Source organism: Shewanella kaireitica, assembly GCF_023284045.1.
Lineage (GTDB): Bacteria > Pseudomonadota > Gammaproteobacteria > Enterobacterales > Shewanellaceae > Shewanella > Shewanella kaireitica.
In genome coordinates this window covers 48,661-65,719 of the sequence record NZ_JAKIKQ010000014.1, presented here as the reverse complement: position 1 = coordinate 65,719, position 17,059 = coordinate 48,661, and the positions used below count along the sequence as shown (strand labels likewise).

Genomic DNA, 17,059 nt, shown 5'->3' with positions numbered 1-17,059 from the left:
GATGACTTAGCCACTCGTTTTGCGCCAGATAGAGAAGATATATGTATCAGAAAACAGTAACAATTACCGCCAAACACGGTATACACACTCGCCCAGCAGCGCTTTTAGTGAAAAAGGCTAAATCATTCGATTGTGATATTTTAGTCGAATGTAACGGTAAACAAGCCAGTGCAAAAAGTTTATTTAAACTACAAACTCTTGGACTCTACTATGGTATTGAAGTGAAGGTAATTGCAGACGGTGAACAAGCAGAGCAAGCCGTAGAAGAAGTTTCCGAATTACTGATTACTCTTAGTTAAAAGGCTACGTCATGTCTATTAAAGGTATTGTTGTTTCTTCAGGCGTTGCATTTGGCCAAGCCCTACATTTAAACCTGCATCATGAAAAAATTGATTACCGTAGGCTACCAACAGCACAAATAGCAGATGAACAGCGAAAACTAACTCAAGCTTTTAACAAGCAAAAGTGTCACTTAGAAGAAGGGTTAGCAAAACTAGAAGTTGGTTCTGACCACTATGATCTCATTGAAGCTGACATACTCTTTTTAGATGATGAATCTCTGTTAGAACTCGTATTAGCGGAAGTTGAGCAGCTACAGATTAATGCAGCCGTTGCTATTGAAAGGGTTTTTGCACTGCAAGCATCTGAATTAGAGCAACTCGATGATCCCTATCTAGCCAATAGAGCCCAAGATGTGTTATGCCTTGGCAGCCGGCTGATTGCAAGACTCAGTGGTGCGCAGCATCTAGATCTTAGCCAATTAACTCAGCCCACAATTATACTAGCCCATGATTTAACCCCTGCAGAGTTTGCCATGCTACCGCTAGAGCACATCGCAGGCTTAGTACTTAATACCGGCGGGCTTACCAGTCATACAGCCATTTTGGCTCGCAGTGCAGGCTTACCCGCACTGTTAAGTTGTCAATTCACCCGAACGCAGATCCATAACGGCGATGAAGTCGTTCTTAATGGCATCGATGGCGAGCTTCACCTTAAACCCAACGCCGAAACGTTTAAAAAATTAACCGAGCTTCGTTTACAAGATGAGGCACATAAGCAACAGCTACTATTGCTTAAAGATCTCCCAACGAAAACACTTGATGGCCACAGTGTAGGCCTTCTTGCCAATGTCGGTAGCTTAAATGAAATAAGCCACCTTACAGACGTGGGTGCTGAAGGGATAGGTTTGTTCAGAACAGAGTTTATGTTAATGAACACCACCACGATTCCATCGGAAAAAATTCAGTACCACTTTTACTGTGATGCGCTGCACCTGATGGATGGCAAGCCTTTTACCATACGCACACTCGATGTTGGAGCGGATAAAGAGCTCCCTTGTTTAAATCCCGCTTGTGAGGACAATCCAGCGTTAGGAGTGAGAGGCATACGCTATACCTTTGCTCACCCAGAAATATTGATTACACAGCTGAAAGCTATTTTGCGTGCGGCAAACCACGGGCCTATTAGATTGATGTTTCCAATGCTTAATCAAGTTGAGGAGCTAGATACGCTTTTTGAGTTAATAGAGCAGTGTAAAGTCAGTTTAAATGAAGAGGAAAAAGGCTTTGGTCAGCTTAGCTATGGCATAGTGGTAGAAACGCCGGCAGCAGTTATTAATCTTGAATCAATGTTGCCAAGGCTTGACTTTATTAGCATAGGCACCAATGATTTAACCCAATATGCGATGGCAGCTGATCGAACTAACCCACAACTAACAAGAGATTACCCGTCACTATCACCCGCAATATTAACCTTGATTCAAATGACAATCGATAGTGCGCAAAAACACAATGTTAAAGTATCACTCTGCGGTGAGCTAGCCAGTGATCCAATCGTAGCACCGCTTTTAGTTGGTATGGGAATAGACGAGCTCAGCGTCAACTTGGCTTCATTACTTGAGGTCAAATCTGCAATAAGAGCCAGTTCGCACCAAGTCTGTTTAGAAATGGCAAAACAGGCACACAAATTAAAAAGAATAGAGGAATTAAATCTTTATCTAACAGGTCTTAATTTATAGAGATATAATAAGTGCAGTCTAATTTGAATATAATAATGATTCCAAGGGGCAAATAAATGGGATTTTTAAGCCGCATTAGACGTCTTGTTTCCGGACAAACAGACATCGCGGGAAGTGTAAATGTATACGCGCCCGTTTCAGGCAAAATTGTTGCTATCGAGAAAGTACCTGATGCGGTATTTTCCGAAAAAATAGTTGGTGATGGGTTAGCCATAGCGCCAACGGGTAAGCATATTGTTGCGCCAATTGACGGAACCATAGGTAAAATTTTTGAGACGAACCATGCATTCAGCATTGAGTCTCCTCAAGGTTTAGAGATATTCGTCCACTTTGGTATTGGTACTGTTGAGCTTAGAGGCAACGGTTTCCAGCGTCTTGCCGAAGAGGGGCAAGAGGTAAAAATGGGTGAACCTATTCTTGAATTTGATATTGAATATTTAAAAGAGCATGCAGATAGCTTATTAACGCCAGTACTTATCGCCAATATGGAAGATATTCAAGATTTGGACAAAAAACAAGGTAGTTTGGAAGCTGGTAAAGATGTTGTCTTTTCTGCAATACTTTAAGCCTATGTTCAATATTCGAGCAGCATAATTGTAAATAGCCTAAGCAAAGCCTAATGGTGCCATTAGGCTTCATGTTGCAACAATGTAAACCCTGAGAAAACAAAATTCAGATAACATTCGCATTGGCGTGAATAAACCTCATTAACAGCATTACGGCACCATTTCATCTTGAGCCTTTATAAAACCAATGCCACAATGCAAAGCACAAAAAACAGATAATGGAGTACCCACCTTGACACTTTTCGGCATTAAGAATTGCGATACCGTACGTAAAGCCCGCAAATGGCTTGAACAGAATAATCTTAGCGTTAATTTTCACGACTTTCGTGAAGATGGACTTACCGAAGAGTTAGTAAAAGAATGGTCTGCCATTATCGGATGGGAAACCTTATTTAATAAACGTAGCACTAGCTTTAGAAACCTCACTGATGCAGAAAAAAATGACATCAACGAGAAAAAAGCCATCGCATTAATGGTGTTGTACCCGACTTTAATAAAACGCCCTGTACTCGCCGATAACGGCAAGGTGATGGTTGGCTTCAAAGAAGCTGATTATAAAGCGTGGTTCGAACTATGAGCCAGTTAAACGATTCGCCTGTACTTGCACTGGCTAAAGACCTAATTTCTCGGCCTTCAGTTACGCCACTGGATGAGGGCTGTCAAACTTTGATGGCTGATAGACTGAAAGATGCTGGTTTCAATATTGAAGATATGGTGTTTGAAGACACCACAAATATGTGGGCAAGAAGAGGCACACAAAGCCCCGTATTTTGTTTCGCCGGTCATACTGACGTGGTACCCGTTGGCGACCTCAATCGCTGGCATACCCCTCCCTTTGAGCCCATAGTCATTGACGATTACCTCCATGGGCGTGGCGCTGCCGACATGAAAGGCTCACTTGCTGCGATGGTTGTTGCCACAGAGAGGTTCGTAAACAAACACCCAGATCATAAAGGCTCTATTGCGTTTCTCATTACCAGCGATGAAGAGGGACCGTTTATTAACGGTACTACGCGCGTCATAGATACCTTAGAAGCGCGTAATGAGAAAATTACTTGGTCACTTGTCGGAGAACCGTCATCTACTCATAAGCTAGGTGACATTGTAAAAAATGGCCGCCGCGGCAGCTTAACCGGCAATTTAACGGTTAAAGGGATCCAAGGCCATGTTGCCTATCCTCACCTGGCCGACAATCCAATTCATAAAGCTGCTCCCGCACTAGATGAGCTAGCTCGTATGAAGTGGGACAATGGCAATGAATTTTTCCCGCCTACCAGCTTCCAAATCGCTAACATCAATGGTGGAACCGGTGCATCCAATGTCATACCGGGTGCACTTGAAGTAATGTTTAACTTTCGATACTCAACCGAAGTGACTGCAGAGATCCTAATAGAACGAGTATTGAACATCCTCGATGCTCATGGACTAGATTATGACATAGATTGGATTTTCAATGGCTTACCTTTTATAACCGGTGATGGTCCATTACTCGATGCGACCCGAAATGCAATTAAAAAAGTGACGGGATTAGATACAGACCCACAAACATCAGGTGGTACTTCAGATGGTCGCTTTATTGCCCCTACCGGAGCACATGTACTTGAATTGGGCCCTGTCAACGCCACTATTCATAAGGTAAATGAATGTGTAAAAGTATCAGATCTTGAGCAGCTTACGCTATGCTACGAAGCTATTTTGGAAAACTTACTTTGCGAGTAGCCTCACCTCACCTTTACGGACTGAGCAGTGCTCATTTAGTTGAGTACTACGGCTTTCTGCTCGAAAGTGAAACCGCGGTCGCATTTGACAAAATGCGCACCGCGGCCTCCAAAGACGGTATCGTGTTAGAGATATGTTCCGCTTTTCGAGACTTTGATCGGCAGCAACTTATCTGGAATGCAAAAGCCAGCGGCAAACGAGTGTTGCTGGATTCGGACTCAAAGCCGGTAGACATTGATAGAAAAAGCGCCGAGCAAATAATAGCACTCATCTTATTGTGGTCAGCACTGCCCGGCACTTCACGCCATCACTGGGGAACTGATATCGATGTTTTTGATAGCAAAGCGATATCAAAAGCCAGCTTGAAACTCATACCGCAAGAATACGCGTCGAATGGTCCTTGCCATCAACTATATACTTGGTTAGTTAACAATGCGGAGCAGTTTGGTTTTTACTTTCCTTTTCAGCATGGATTGAGCGGTGTAAGCGCTGAGCCTTGGCACTTGAGCTACTACCCTGTATCTAAAGGATTTGTAGACGATTTCGACCCTCGGGAATTGCGAAAAATACTGCAAGACTCTTCAGTATTACATAAAGATTCGTTACTCTGTAATCTAGAAAGCTTGGTGCAAGAGTACGTTTTTAGAGTCGCACCAACTCCACAGTAGTACAGTATTAATTAATATCTAATAAATTCATATTTGACAGAGAACACCTCGTGAAAAATCAAGATTTCGCCGATCATAGACAGCAATATACAATCGATAATCAAACGTTAAGCTTTATTGATATTGGTCAAGGACCAACCCTTTTGTTTGGTCATAGTTACTTGTGGGACGCACTAATGTGGGCGCCGCAGATTGAATTATTGAGTCAACACTATCGCTGTATTGTGCCAGATCTATGGGGTCATGGTTTGTCAGATCCAATGCCAACCAAAAACCGTAATCTTCTCGATATATCGACTCAAATGTTGGCGTTGATGGATAGTTTAGAAATAGAAGAGTTTTCTATTATCGGCCTATCTGTAGGTGCAATGTGGGGCGCAGAACTCGCCCTTTCAGCACCGACGCGAGTTAAACGTTTAGTCATGCTAAACAGCTTTATCGGTTATGAACCGGAGATCACTCGCGATAAATACTACGCCATGCTTGATGTGATAAAGCAAGAGCAATCCGTCTCAGCTTCACTACGCTCAGCAATAACGCCGTTATTCTTTGCTGACCAGCCAAAGATAGAGCTAGTAGAGACATTTAACGCTCGCTTAGCAAATCTTGATAATGAGCAGATAGACACTATTTATCGGTTAGGTAAAATGGTTTTCGGTAGACGAGATACAACCGAAGAAGCCGATAAGCTAACCCTTCCCTGTTTAATCATGGCGGGCTTGCAAGATAAGGCTCGCTCAGTATTAGAAAGTTATTTAATGCACGATATCATTGACGGCAGTAAGTTTGTTCATATCCCAGATGCCGGGCATATATCAACACTTGAACAGCCTGAATTTGTTAACGAACAGCTTAGTCAGTTTTTAAAAGCCACAGACTAAGTTTATTTGTTACCGAATGACGCTGAACTTTAACAATTGGTTAAGGTTTATGTTCTATGCTGTTACCTAGCATTAAAGCACGACTGAATAGACCAGCAAGGCAAATCATTAGTGCTATGCTGGCAACGCATCAATATTCTCGTTAACAGACTGAAAATAAGACCAGAATGAAATTACTTAAACCGCTTTTTGATAACAACAAACGCTGGGCTGGCCGTATTCTTGAAGAAGACCCAAAATTCTTTGAACAGTTAGCTAAACAGCAAAACCCTGAATATTTGTGGATTGGTTGCTCCGACAGTAGAGTACCATCTAACCAAATCATCGATCTTATGCCTGGCGAAGTCTTCGTCCATCGCAATATCGCTAACATGGTCATTCATACTGATCTAAACTGCCTATCGGTACTGCAGTACGCAGTCGAAGTTCTTAAAGTAAAGCATATTATGGTGGTTGGGCATTATGGTTGCGGTGGCGTAAAAGCCTCTATGGGAACTGAGCGCTTAGGCCTTATCGACAACTGGCTTGGGCATTTACGTGATATACATCGTCTACACAAACAAGATTTAGATCAGTTAGACGAAGATGCCCGCTTTGACCGACTGTGTGAGCTCAATGTAATGGAGCAAGTGGCTAATGTTAGTAGTACGACTATAGTGCAAGAGGCTTGGCACAACGGCCAAGATGTCGCTATTCACGGCTGGATCTATAGCGTTGAGAACGGGCTTCTTTCGGACTTAGATGTCACTGTAAATAAAGAAAGTGAGCTTGGGAAGTAAGCATTAGTGACAGTTAAAATAGGCTACCACTCTTCCCTGACTGGTAGCCTTTTATTTTACTATTTAGTACCAATTAACCTCTTTGTAGCAAATCAATCATGCTAAATCCGCTTGATTAAGGGATATTTGATATATATCCGAAGAAAATCATCAAGAAATCTCGCAGTTACCCCCATATCGCAGTTATAATCCATTAGTTATTTTTAGCGCTTTTATGCGCAGTGAATTCTAAGGAAATTTCCATGCCTGGTTTTGAATTATTTGGTCCTGAAGAGAAGCAGGAAGTTGCAGACGTAATGGAGAATGGTTTTACATTCCGTTATAACTTCGATCATATGCGTAATGATCGTTGGAAGACCCGTGAAATGGAAGCGCTACTTTGCGAAAAAATGAACGCAAAGCACGCACATTTAGTATCGAGTGGCACAGCAGCATTGCAAACAGCTATGGCAGCAGCTGGCATCGGTGCTGGCGACGAAGTTATTGTACCGCCTTTCACATTTGTCGCTTCTGTAGAAGCTGTTTTCATGGCTGGTGCGGTTCCTATTTTTGCAGAGATTGATGAAACACTTTGTCTATCTCCAGAAGGCATTGAAGCGGTTATCACGCCGAAGACTAAAGCGATTAATCTAGTTCATATGTGTGGCTCTATGGCCAAAATGGACGAAATTAAAGCCGTTTGTGCCAAGCACAACCTAGTCATTCTAGAAGATGCTTGCCAAGCCATTGGAGGCAGCTATAAAGGCCAAGCCCTTGGTACCATTGGTGATGTTGGTTGTTACTCTTTTGATTCTGTCAAAACGATCACTTGTGGTGAAGGTGGAGCAGTAATCACCAATAACGAAACTATCTACAACCATGCACACATGTTCTCAGATCATGGCCATGACCACGTAGGTAACGATCGCGGCGCCGAAGGCCACCCTATCATGGGCTTGAACTTCCGTATCTCTGAAATGAACTCTGCCATGGGTTTAGCTCAGCTACGTAAGCTTGATAAAATTATTGATATTCAACGTACCAATAAAAAAGTTATCAAAGATGCTATGGCAGCAATCCCAGAAGTGACATTCCGTGAAATCCCAGATCCTGCTGGAGATTCTGCAGGCTTCCTCACTTTCTTTATGCCAACTGAAGCACGTACTATTGAGATCAATAAAAAGCTTGCTGAAAATGGCGTTGACGGTTGTTTCTACTGGTATATCAACAACTGGCACTACCTGAATCAGTGGAAGCATATCCAAGAGCTTAAGTCGCCAGCAGCTTTGCCGATCACATTAATCGAAGATAGACCTGACTATACTCAAGTATCAGTACCTAAGTCTGATGCCATTATGAGTCGTACGATCTCAATGTTGATTAAACTGTCTTGGACTGAAGAAGAGATTAACCAACGTATTGAAAACATTAAGCGCGCTTTCGCTTAATCGCATTTTATATGCCGCGGCTTCATCAATAAGAAGCAGCGGCACTTTTTACAGTAATAATCTCAACGGAGAATGTTGTAATGAGTTTTAAAAATTTCAAATGTGTACCAAAAATGATTTTTGGACGTGGATCTTTCGCACAATTAGATACCGTTCTTGCTGAAGAACGTAGCAGCGAAGATGATTTTGTCGTTTTCTTGGTAGACGATGTTCATCAAGAAAAGCCTCTCGGTGCACGTGTTCCAGCTAAAGCACACGATTTGGTGGTTTACGTTAACGTTGACGATGAGCCAACAACTAAACAAGTTGATGCATTAACTGAACAAGTACAAGCATTTAGCACTAAGCTACCTGTAAGTGTGATTGGTCTTGGTGGTGGTTCTACTCTTGATTTAGCCAAAGCAGTAGCTTTGATGCTAACCAACGAAGGTGGCAGTGCCGAGTATCAAGGTTGGGACTTAATCAAGAATCCAGCAGTTCACCATATTGGGATCCCAACTGTATCGGGAACCGGTGCTGAAGCGTCTCGTACTGCAGTACTATGTGGTCCAGTTCGTAAGCTAGGTCTAAACTCTGATTACACAGTATTTGATCAGATCATCATGGACTCTGAACTCATCGCTGGCGTACCGACAGACCAATGGTTCTACACGGGTATGGATTGCTACATCCACTGTGTTGAATCATTAGAAGGTACTTACCTTAATGAATTTGCTAAAGCCTTTGCTGAAAAGTCGATGGATCTTTGTCGTGAAGTCTTTATCGATAACCATGAAGAGAAAGATGACAAGTTGATGATGGCATCTTACATGGGCGGAATGAGCATTGCTTATAGCCAAGTTGGTGCATGTCACGCTGTTTCTTACGGCTTAGGCTACGTACTTGGTTACCATCACGGTATTGGTAACTGTTTAGCATTTGATGTACTTGAAGAGTTCTATCCAGAAGGCGTTGCAGAGTTCCGTAAGATGATGGAAACCCACAACATCGTACTTCCAAAGAACATCTGTCGTGACTTACCTGACGAAACTATCGCTAAGATGGTTGCTGTGACTAAGAGCATGGGCCCACTATGGGACAATGTTTATGGCGAAGGTTGGGAAGAAAAAGTCACCGACGAAATGCTAACTAAGCTATTCCGTCGTATCTAAACTCGCTTTTAGATGCTAAATGGGCTTCTATAAAGGAGCCCATTAATTTTATTATTAGGTAAATTGAATGAATGTAACCTTGTTAATCCCTGCTCGATACGGCTCAAGCCGTTTTCCTGGTAAGCCACTGGCTCCAATCAACGGCAAACCAATGATCCAGCATGTTTACGAGCGTGCATCGCTTGCAAAAGGGTTGACTGATATCTACGTCGCGACCGATGACGATCGCATCAAAGATGCCGTTGAAGGGTTTGGCGGAAAAGTTGTCATGACAAGTGCAGAAGCTGCATCAGGTACCGACCGCATTGAAGATGCGATTACCCAGCTAGGGTTAGCGGAAGATGACTTAGTCGTGAATCTGCAGGGCGATCAGCCGCTTATCGACCCTATTTCGATAGAACAAATTATTAGTCTTTTCGAACGTCATCCAGGTGAGTTCGGAATGGCAACACTCGGTTTTCAAATTACCGAAGAGGAAGAACTTAACGATCCTAAGCACGTAAAACTCGTGTTTGATAATGAGTTCAATGCGTTATATTTCTCACGTGCACGCATCCCTTTTGGCCGAGATACAGATGACTACCCAGTGTACAAGCACTTAGGTGTTTACGCTTATACACGAAAATTTGTACACACGTTTGCCAAGCTACCACTCGGTCGCCTAGAAGACCTAGAAAAACTTGAACAACTACGAGCATTAGAGCACGGTCATAAAATCAAAGTTGCCATCAGCGCATTTGATTCCCCAGAAGTTGATACACCAGAAGATATTCGCATCTGTGAATCTCGCTTAGCGGTTGATTAATTAAGGGGAAGTTTATGTCTGATCTTGAAGTTGGCCTCATTATTTTATTAGTTATTGGTGTTATTGCCAGCAACCTGGCCGTACTGAAATACAGTGCAAAGTTTAAAATGCCACAATTTGGTAAAGATCAGAAAAAAACTAGCAGTTCAAAAGCTCCTGAGTCTACAGATAAAGGTAAGGAAGATGGTTCAGATAAGCATGATGAAAGTAACAAAGAGCAGTAACATCTCACATAAACTTTTATCTAGATCATCTCGTAATTGTCATCCAATAAAAAAGGCGCATTTAGCGCCTTTTTTATTGTTTAATTAACCATGTCCTATAAACAAAATCATTCCGCTAACTCTTTTTCAAGCTGCTGGGCAACCAGTTCAGGTGAACCAGAGTTCTTAGCCAGCAATGAGTAAGCCACTGGAATAACAAACAAGGTAAAAAATGTCGCTAAGCTAATGCCTGACAACACCACAACACCAATAACAAAGCGGGTTTCCGCGCCAGCTCCTTGTGCCATCACTAAAGGAATAGCGCCTGCTGCGGTTGTAATGCCTGTCATTAAAATAGGGCGTAGTCGCTGACTTGAAGCTTGGATAATTGCATCTTTAAACTCTACGCCTTTATCACGTAACTGGTTAGCAAATTCAACAATTAAAATACCATTTTTGGCTGCAAGACCAACTAGCATAATGATCCCAATTTGGCTGTAAATGTTGAGGCTTTGACCTGTTACCCATAGTCCGATTAAGGCACCTAAAGTAGCTAGTGGCACCGTAAGCATTATCACTACCGGATGCACATAGCTTTCAAACTGGGCTGCCAATACCAAGAACACGATACCTAGCGCTAAGATAAACACAAAGTACATCGAATTGCCTGAGTCTTGATAATCTAATGATTGGCCTTTATAGCTCACTATCGCCTCAGCAGGCAGATACTCATGAGTTAAATCATTGAGGTAATCAAGCGCCTCACCTAAGCTATAGCCATCAGCAAGGTTCGCCTCAATGGTAATCGCTCGCATGCGGTTATAACGGTTTAACTGACTCGCATCGGCAAACTCTTCCACACTAACAAGGTTTGATAATGGAATAAGCTCCTGAGAACGATCTGAGCGCACATAGATATTTTCTAGATCGGTTGCAGTATTTTGGTTTTCTCGGTTACCTTCAATGATGACGTCGTACTCCTCACCGTCACGCATAAAGGTAGTGACTAATCGAGAACCAAGCATCGACTCCAAGGTGCGGCCAATATGAGAGATAGATACGCCAAGATCCGATGCCCTGTCTTTATCTATCACTACTCTTAATTGTGGCTTAGTCTCTTTGTAGTCATGATCTAATCCAACGAGATTTGGATTCTCTTTAGCCTTTTCTAGAATAGTATCGCGCCAGCGAGCTAGTTCATCATAACTTGGGCCACCTAATACAAACTGTACTGGTTTACCTACTCCACGACCAAATGCTTGCCGCATCACCGGGAACGCTCGCACTCCAGCGAGATCTGACAACCGACCACGAATATCGCCGATGATCTCAAATGCACTGCGTCTAACCGCCCAATCTTCCAATACAATAATCGCCATACCATTAGAAAAGTTTGCGCTACGACCAAATCCACGTGGCGCTCGGATAAGTAATCGCTTAATCTCACCGGCTTCAACTAACGGCATCAATCTGTTTTCAATCTCGTCCATGTAAGATTCGATGTATTCGAAACTCGCTCCTTGAGGGCCATTGACGATAAGGAACATCGATCCCCTGTCCTCTCTTGGCGCAAACTCTTGCGGCACTTCTTTAGCAAGGTATGCACTACTCACCAAAGCGATAAGAATCAGCGATGAAACCAAGAATGGGTGTGACATTGCTTTTCGAAGCCATGCTCGGTAACCCGCAGACAGTTTATCCATACCGCTGTCTATCTGTCTAACTAACCAAGATGACTGCCCAGCAGGTTTTAACACTTTAGAGCACATCATCGGACTTAGGGTTAATGCAACGATACTAGAAAAGATAACCGCCGCGCTCATGGCAACCGCAAACTCTTTGAACAGTTTACCCAAATCGCCTTCTAGGAAAGTGATCGGCATAAATACCGCTACCAGCACTAAGGTTGTAGCGACAACCGCAAAAGCAACTTCTCTTGCGCCTAAAAATGCTGCTTTAAGAGGGGAATCCCCCTCCTCGATGCGGCGGTGAATATTTTCTAAAACTACAATAGCGTCATCAACCACCATACCGATGGCTAAAATCATTGCCAGAAGTGTTAGCAAATTAATGGTATAACCCAATGCATAAAGTACGATAAATGTCGCCATTAACGACACGGGAACCGTTAACGCAGGGATCAACATCGCCCGAACGCTTCCCAAAAACAGATAGATCACCACGATAACCAAAAACATCGCAATAAACAGAGTTTGGTATACTTCTTTGACGGATGCTTCAATAAATACAGAGCTATCGTATGAGCGCTTAATCTCCATGCCAGCAGGCAAGGTTGGATTGATTTTATCAACCAATTCATTAGCAGCTCTGGCAACATCGAGAGTATTGGCTGTTGATTGCTTAGAAACACCGAGTCCAATCATCGCCTCACGGTTACCTCTAAAGGTAATACGTTCCTCTTCAGAACCAATCTCAACTTTAGCAACATCGCCTAGTTTAATAAGGTAACCATCATCTCCTTCAGCCAGCACCAAATTGGCAAAATCGTCCGAAGTTCTAAAGCTTCTTTCAAGTCTAACAGTAAAATGACGCTCCTTTGATTCAACGCTACCGGCAGGTAGTTCAACGTTTTCAGAGCGCAGTGCTTTTTCAATATCAGCCACGGTGAGATTACGTGCAGCGAGTGCTTGTCTATCGATCCACACTCGCATGGCATAAACTTTACCGCCACCGAGTCGCATATTCGCCACACCATCAATGACTGAAAAGCGATCAACCAAGTAGCGCCTTGCATAATCCGTTAACTGCAACGTGTTCATCTGATCAGAGACTAGGTTTAGCCACATAATCACTTCATCACCACCGTTGGCTTTTTGCACCTCTGGTGGTTCAGCTTCTTCCGGTAAATTATTCAATAAACCAGAAACTCTATCGCGTACATCGTTTGCCGCAGCCTCAATATCTCGACCAACATCAAACTCTAGGGTAACGCGTGAGCGACCATCACTGCTTGAGGAACTAATATGTTTAATGCCCTCTACACCACTAATGCGATCCTCAACCAGTTGAGTAATACGGCTTTCTACGACAGCTGCACTAGCACCTCGATAGTTGGTTTGAATTGAAACCACTGGAGGATCAATATTTGGATATTCTCGCAGCGGTAACTTTTCAAATGCTACAAGACCAAAGACGATTAACAGAATACTGATAACCGAAGCGAAAACCGGCCGCTTAACCGATATATCAGTTAAGATCATACTACTGGCCCCACATTGGCTTGTTTAAGAAAACTAAACCTTTCGCTAAAAGTCACCTTAACTGAATCACCGGGTCTAACTTTTAGGATCCCGCGGATCACCACTTGTTCATCAAGTTCAATGCCGTCTAGAATCTCAACCCAGCCACGTTTACGTAAACCAAGCGTCACCTGTTTTTGCTCCACCACACCTTCGTCATTAACCAGATAAACATAGTGCCTATCCTGTACAGGTATAATGGCCGATTCAGGCAGAATAAGCGCTTCTCGGCTTTGTTTGATAAGTTTTACCTTCATCAACATACCAGGTAGTAAACGATGTTTCGGATTTGGGATCTCTGCTCGAACAATTACGGCGCGGGTTTGTGGATTAATGCGGCTATCTATAGATGTCACCTTGCCAATGAACATTTCACCGTCGAAGGCTACAGCAGTTGCTTCTACTGTCTTTCCAATCTCTAATGATTGCAAGAAACGCTCAGGCACTGAGAAATCAAGTTTGATGACAGAGATATCATCGAGTGTTGTAATTGCTTTGCCGGGTGTGACTAACGCCCCGACACTCACTTGACGTAAACCTAACGCCCCTGAAAAGGGTGCACTAATACGTCTATCACTAAGCGCAGATTGAGATTGTACTAATTCAGCTTTAGCGGTATCGATAAGAGTTTGCAATCTATCTCTTTCAAGCTCTGCTATCGTTTGACTAGTGACGAGAGTCCGTATTCTATCTAACTCTCGCTGGTGATCTTTGACTTTGACTTTGGCAACCGTGACTCGTGCTCTTTGCTCACTATCTTGTAATTGTACCAGCAAGCGCCCCTTCTCAACTAAGTCACCATCGTCAAAATTAACCTTGGTAACCACTTCAGAAACTTTTGGGGTAACGGTAATCGATTCGTTGGCTTTACTGGTTCCTAACGCCTCAACTTCATCGCGTATAGGTTGAATAGCGGCTTTTGCTACGACAACATTGGGCGTAGGCCTGGACTTTTTGGCTTTGGTTACATTATCAGCTTTAAGATATTGGTAACCAAAGGCGGCAGCTAATGCAATTAGTATAATTATTGTTATTTTTTTCATGGTTTCCCTAACAAACTGCGTTATTCAATTGGGGGTAGTTTACCTAGCTAAAACCAAGCATCAATACGTTTTACCTTTTCTTACAATTAACACATTTCATTCACACACTTACACGCAGCAGATAATAGCGTTTTATCGGCTATTCAAGTCAATAACACATCAACCTACCTATATAACAGTTTTAGCTGTTTACATTTCAAAACAAACAAGCATAAACGTTTTGAACATCTAGATAAGAGGCATTCAAGCAATATACTGTGAAAAAATAGCTATCAAGCTAGTGGTATCAAAAAGGCAATAAAAAAGGAGCCGTATAGGCTCCTTTCGTTGCAACAGTTATCGACTAACGAACTTTACGATCTTCTTCCATTAGCTCTGAGAAACCTTCATAGACAGCGATAACAACTTCGCTTTCTAATGGTTGATTGTCAGCACCAAGTAGGTGGATCTGCGTTTTATCGTCAGCGCTATCATCTTTAAGCTCTATACGGTAAGAGCCTTCATCTAGACTCAGTTTTTTCTCACCCCATAAAGAGCTCCAAAATCCAGAATCATCAACCACGTTGATATAAAGCAGACCTTTGTTACTGTCCATATCTACAATTTCAAAGCCCATCTCAGGTAAAACGATACGTAAGCGATCCCACGTACGTTTGAACTTAGCATTGGCAAGCCAATAAGCTTGTTCATCTTGCTCAGAGATCAAGTCTACATCAATACCAAGACTTTGCTTAAGACGTTTAGCTTTCATCGCTTGAGCACGTTTGATACTCATGTAACTAATAGAATCGTTCAAGATGTCAATCGTATAACGACGCTTATCTTCACCACTGAGCACAATATCTTGTTGTTCACCGTCGTACGATTCTTCGTGCTCAATCAAATCAATTGTCACACTACCGCTACGACCATGTGGACGAATATCAATATTGTATTTGTAACGCTGACGTAGTGTATAGACTTTGTCGCTACCCCACAGGCTTGACTCTACGACTTCATTGCTTTCAATCCAATCTGTTTCAAAAGTACCAGCTTCATAGTCTTCAGCACGTATTTGTACTGACTCACTTGCAAAGTACTCTTTTAAAACATCAAAAATCTCTTGCTTTAGGTCAGAGTCATTATCAATCGACTCAACCATAATTTTGATATTGTCATCACCCTCTTCGACACGCGTTCCCGCCGCCATAGGCAATACTTGCAGCGGAGGACGAATATCTAAGTTGCTGCCGACCAGAGTCTTATCAACTTTAGCGCCAACCTCAGGGATATCATATTCTTTACTATATGTAGGTTGGTTAAGTCCATCAGGAATAACCAGTTTAGGCGCAGATGCTAGATCTTGATATTGCTGATCAACGTCATTCGCTTGCCTTCTATCAATTGGTGTACTGCACGCTGTTACAGCCGCAATCAGTATTAATGGTGATACTTGCTTTAGCATTTATTATTAAACCTCAATTCGGGCATTTTTCATTGCTTCTAGCAACAGACCATGAAACTCACTAGAAAGTTCAGTTAAAGGCAAACGAATTTCTCCTTTACTGATAAGTCCCATTTGATGAGCTGCCCATTTTACAGGGATTGGATTGGCTTCACAAAATAAAGCGCTGAATAAACTTTGCATCGACTTTTCAACAGCAATCGCTTCTTCTGTATTGCCAGCAAGTGCAGCATCACACATCGCTTTAAATGCTTTAGGGACGATGTTGTTAGCAACCGAAATGATACCATTACCACCCAAAGTTAAAAATTCGCGCGCTGTAGCGTCATCGCCACTGTAAAGCATAAAATCGTCGCCGCACAAACTTCGGAGCTTGTTAACACGAGAAAGATCGCCAGTGGCTTCTTTTACGCCAATAATGTTACTAACGCTTGCTAGCTCTGCTACCGTTTCAGGTAACATATCAACCGAGGTGCGCCCTGGTACATTGTACAGTATCTGCGGAATATCAGTGCTTTGCGCTACAGCTTTATAATGTGCTATCAAGCCTTTTGGAGACGGCTTATTGTAATACGGCGTGACGCCAAGCATGGCTTCAACACCAACACTAGAAAGACCTTTTGTTAATTCTATCGCTTCAGCGGTGGCATTTGCGCCATTACCACCAATAATTGGAATGCGGCCAGCGGCGAAACTTACTGTCTGTTGGACGACTTGAATATGCTCTTTCGCAGGCAGTGTTGCTGACTCACCAGTAGTGCCAACTGCAACGATGCCATCGGTACCTTGGGCGATATGGTACTCAACTAAGTTCTCAAGACTCTTATTATCTACTGTGCCATCACTATTCATTGGTGTGATTAAGGCAACGATGCTTCCGTTTATCATGTGTATTCCCCAAGGGTTCAGGACTGGCTATGGTACTGATGGAATCAGCTAAAGACAAGCACTAGTACACAACTCATTCCAGATTAATTATCAACTTGAAACATATTAAATATCTGAATTTGTAACTACGACAAGGATCGCAAATAGAGCAACATGTGGTAGCATTGCTGACCATGTAAAAAAAGCACCATGAAACAGCTGTTTTTTT

The 17,059-nt window shown here is 42.7% G+C and carries 16 protein-coding genes; 12 read left to right on the top strand and 4 right to left on the bottom strand.

The features are described from left to right. Positions 1–41: 41 nt before the first annotated feature. From L2730_RS16020 to L2730_RS15965, 12 genes are all read left to right on the top strand, one after another. Entirely contained in the window at positions 42–299 is a 258-nt protein-coding gene (locus L2730_RS16020; protein WP_220736465.1) for an HPr family phosphocarrier protein, read from the top strand. A gap of 11 nt (positions 300–310) precedes the next feature. Beyond that, positions 311–2,017, top strand: coding sequence for a phosphoenolpyruvate--protein phosphotransferase (gene ptsP / locus L2730_RS16015; protein WP_248975506.1), 1,707 nt, complete (start codon positions 311–313; stop codon positions 2,015–2,017). A gap of 56 nt (positions 2,018–2,073) precedes the next feature. Further along, positions 2,074–2,583 carry a PTS glucose transporter subunit IIA gene (gene crr, locus L2730_RS16010; RefSeq protein ID WP_248975505.1) on the top strand — a complete coding sequence of 170 codons (510 nt, stop codon included), beginning with the start codon at positions 2,074–2,076 and terminating at the stop codon, positions 2,581–2,583. 232 nt (positions 2,584–2,815) lie between these two features. Continuing rightward, on the top strand, positions 2,816–3,160 hold the full coding sequence (locus tag L2730_RS16005; protein ID WP_487250774.1) for an ArsC family reductase: 345 nt from the start codon (positions 2,816–2,818) through the stop codon (positions 3,158–3,160). Continuing rightward, the gene (gene dapE, locus L2730_RS16000) at positions 3,157–4,302 is read left to right on the top strand and encodes a succinyl-diaminopimelate desuccinylase (RefSeq protein ID WP_248975503.1); all 1,146 of its coding nucleotides are present in this window, start codon (positions 3,157–3,159) and stop codon (positions 4,300–4,302) included. The genes L2730_RS16005 and dapE overlap by 4 nt, the downstream gene beginning before the upstream one ends. Beyond that, positions 4,293–4,970 (top strand): M15 family metallopeptidase, encoded by a 678-nt coding sequence (locus L2730_RS15995; protein ID WP_248975502.1) that lies wholly within the window; start codon positions 4,293–4,295, stop codon positions 4,968–4,970. The genes dapE and L2730_RS15995 overlap by 10 nt, the downstream gene beginning before the upstream one ends. A 50-nt stretch (positions 4,971–5,020) precedes the next feature. Further along, entirely contained in the window at positions 5,021–5,851 is an 831-nt protein-coding gene (locus L2730_RS15990; protein ID WP_248975501.1) for an alpha/beta fold hydrolase, read from the top strand. 167 nt (positions 5,852–6,018) lie between these two features. Next, positions 6,019–6,630, top strand: a complete 612-nt coding sequence (gene can / locus L2730_RS15985) for a carbonate dehydratase (protein ID WP_020912789.1) — start codon at positions 6,019–6,021, stop codon at positions 6,628–6,630. Between the two features lie 242 nt (positions 6,631–6,872). Next, on the top strand, positions 6,873–8,057 hold the full coding sequence (gene kdnA / locus L2730_RS15980) for an 8-amino-3,8-dideoxy-alpha-D-manno-octulosonate transaminase KdnA (protein ID WP_220736473.1): 1,185 nt from the start codon (positions 6,873–6,875) through the stop codon (positions 8,055–8,057). An 80-nt stretch (positions 8,058–8,137) separates the two neighbouring features. Then, the gene (kdnB, locus tag L2730_RS15975; RefSeq protein ID WP_220736474.1) at positions 8,138–9,208 is read left to right on the top strand and encodes a 3-deoxy-alpha-D-manno-octulosonate 8-oxidase KdnB; all 1,071 of its coding nucleotides are present in this window, start codon (positions 8,138–8,140) and stop codon (positions 9,206–9,208) included. Positions 9,209–9,275: 67 nt separating this feature from the next. Beyond that, a complete protein-coding gene (kdsB, locus tag L2730_RS15970; protein ID WP_248975500.1) occupies positions 9,276–10,013 on the top strand; it encodes an 8-amino-3,8-dideoxy-manno-octulosonate cytidylyltransferase KdsB in 738 nt (245 codons plus the stop codon). A 14-nt stretch (positions 10,014–10,027) separates the two neighbouring features. Then, positions 10,028–10,237 carry a DUF2897 family protein gene (locus tag L2730_RS15965; RefSeq protein WP_248975499.1) on the top strand — a complete coding sequence of 70 codons (210 nt, stop codon included), beginning with the start codon at positions 10,028–10,030 and terminating at the stop codon, positions 10,235–10,237. Positions 10,238–10,344: 107 nt separating this feature from the next. On the opposite strand, the gene L2730_RS15960 is transcribed toward L2730_RS15965, so the two are convergent. From L2730_RS15960 to dapA, 4 genes are all read right to left on the bottom strand, one after another. Further along, positions 10,345–13,437: an efflux RND transporter permease subunit gene (locus tag L2730_RS15960; RefSeq protein ID WP_248975498.1), complete on the bottom strand. Its 3,093-nt coding sequence runs from the start codon at positions 13,435–13,437 to the stop codon at positions 10,345–10,347. After that, positions 13,434–14,519, bottom strand: a complete 1,086-nt coding sequence (locus L2730_RS15955) for an efflux RND transporter periplasmic adaptor subunit (RefSeq protein WP_248975497.1) — start codon at positions 14,517–14,519, stop codon at positions 13,434–13,436. Before L2730_RS15955 ends, L2730_RS15960 begins: the two co-directional genes overlap by 4 nt. Before the next feature lie 343 nt (positions 14,520–14,862). Beyond that, positions 14,863–15,963 (bottom strand): NlpB/DapX family lipoprotein, encoded by a 1,101-nt coding sequence (gene bamC, locus L2730_RS15950; protein WP_248975496.1) that lies wholly within the window; start codon positions 15,961–15,963, stop codon positions 14,863–14,865. A gap of 6 nt (positions 15,964–15,969) precedes the next feature. Beyond that, entirely contained in the window at positions 15,970–16,851 is an 882-nt protein-coding gene (dapA, locus tag L2730_RS15945; RefSeq protein WP_248975495.1) for a 4-hydroxy-tetrahydrodipicolinate synthase, read from the bottom strand. Between the last annotated feature and the right edge of the window lie 208 nt (positions 16,852–17,059).

Bases quoted from the DNA above. Each gene is read 5' to 3' on its own strand.
- L2730_RS16020 (WP_220736465.1), top strand. From the start codon at position 42: ATGTATCAGAAAACAGTAACAATTACCGCCAAACACGGTATACACACT.
- ptsP (WP_248975506.1), top strand. From the start codon at position 311: ATGTCTATTAAAGGTATTGTTGTTTCTTCAGGCGTTGCATTTGGCCAA.
- crr (WP_248975505.1), top strand. From the start codon at position 2,074: ATGGGATTTTTAAGCCGCATTAGACGTCTTGTTTCCGGACAAACAGAC.
- dapE (WP_248975503.1), top strand. From the start codon at position 3,157: ATGAGCCAGTTAAACGATTCGCCTGTACTTGCACTGGCTAAAGACCTA.
- can (WP_020912789.1), top strand. From the start codon at position 6,019: ATGAAATTACTTAAACCGCTTTTTGATAACAACAAACGCTGGGCTGGC.
- kdnA (WP_220736473.1), top strand. From the start codon at position 6,873: ATGCCTGGTTTTGAATTATTTGGTCCTGAAGAGAAGCAGGAAGTTGCA.
- kdnB (WP_220736474.1), top strand. From the start codon at position 8,138: ATGAGTTTTAAAAATTTCAAATGTGTACCAAAAATGATTTTTGGACGT.
- kdsB (WP_248975500.1), top strand. From the start codon at position 9,276: ATGAATGTAACCTTGTTAATCCCTGCTCGATACGGCTCAAGCCGTTTT.
- L2730_RS15965 (WP_248975499.1), top strand. From the start codon at position 10,028: ATGTCTGATCTTGAAGTTGGCCTCATTATTTTATTAGTTATTGGTGTT.
- L2730_RS15960 (WP_248975498.1), bottom strand. From the start codon at position 13,437: ATGATCTTAACTGATATATCGGTTAAGCGGCCGGTTTTCGCTTCGGTT.
- L2730_RS15955 (WP_248975497.1), bottom strand. From the start codon at position 14,519: ATGAAAAAAATAACAATAATTATACTAATTGCATTAGCTGCCGCCTTT.
- bamC (WP_248975496.1), bottom strand. From the start codon at position 15,963: ATGCTAAAGCAAGTATCACCATTAATACTGATTGCGGCTGTAACAGCG.
- dapA (WP_248975495.1), bottom strand. From the start codon at position 16,851: ATGATAAACGGAAGCATCGTTGCCTTAATCACACCAATGAATAGTGAT.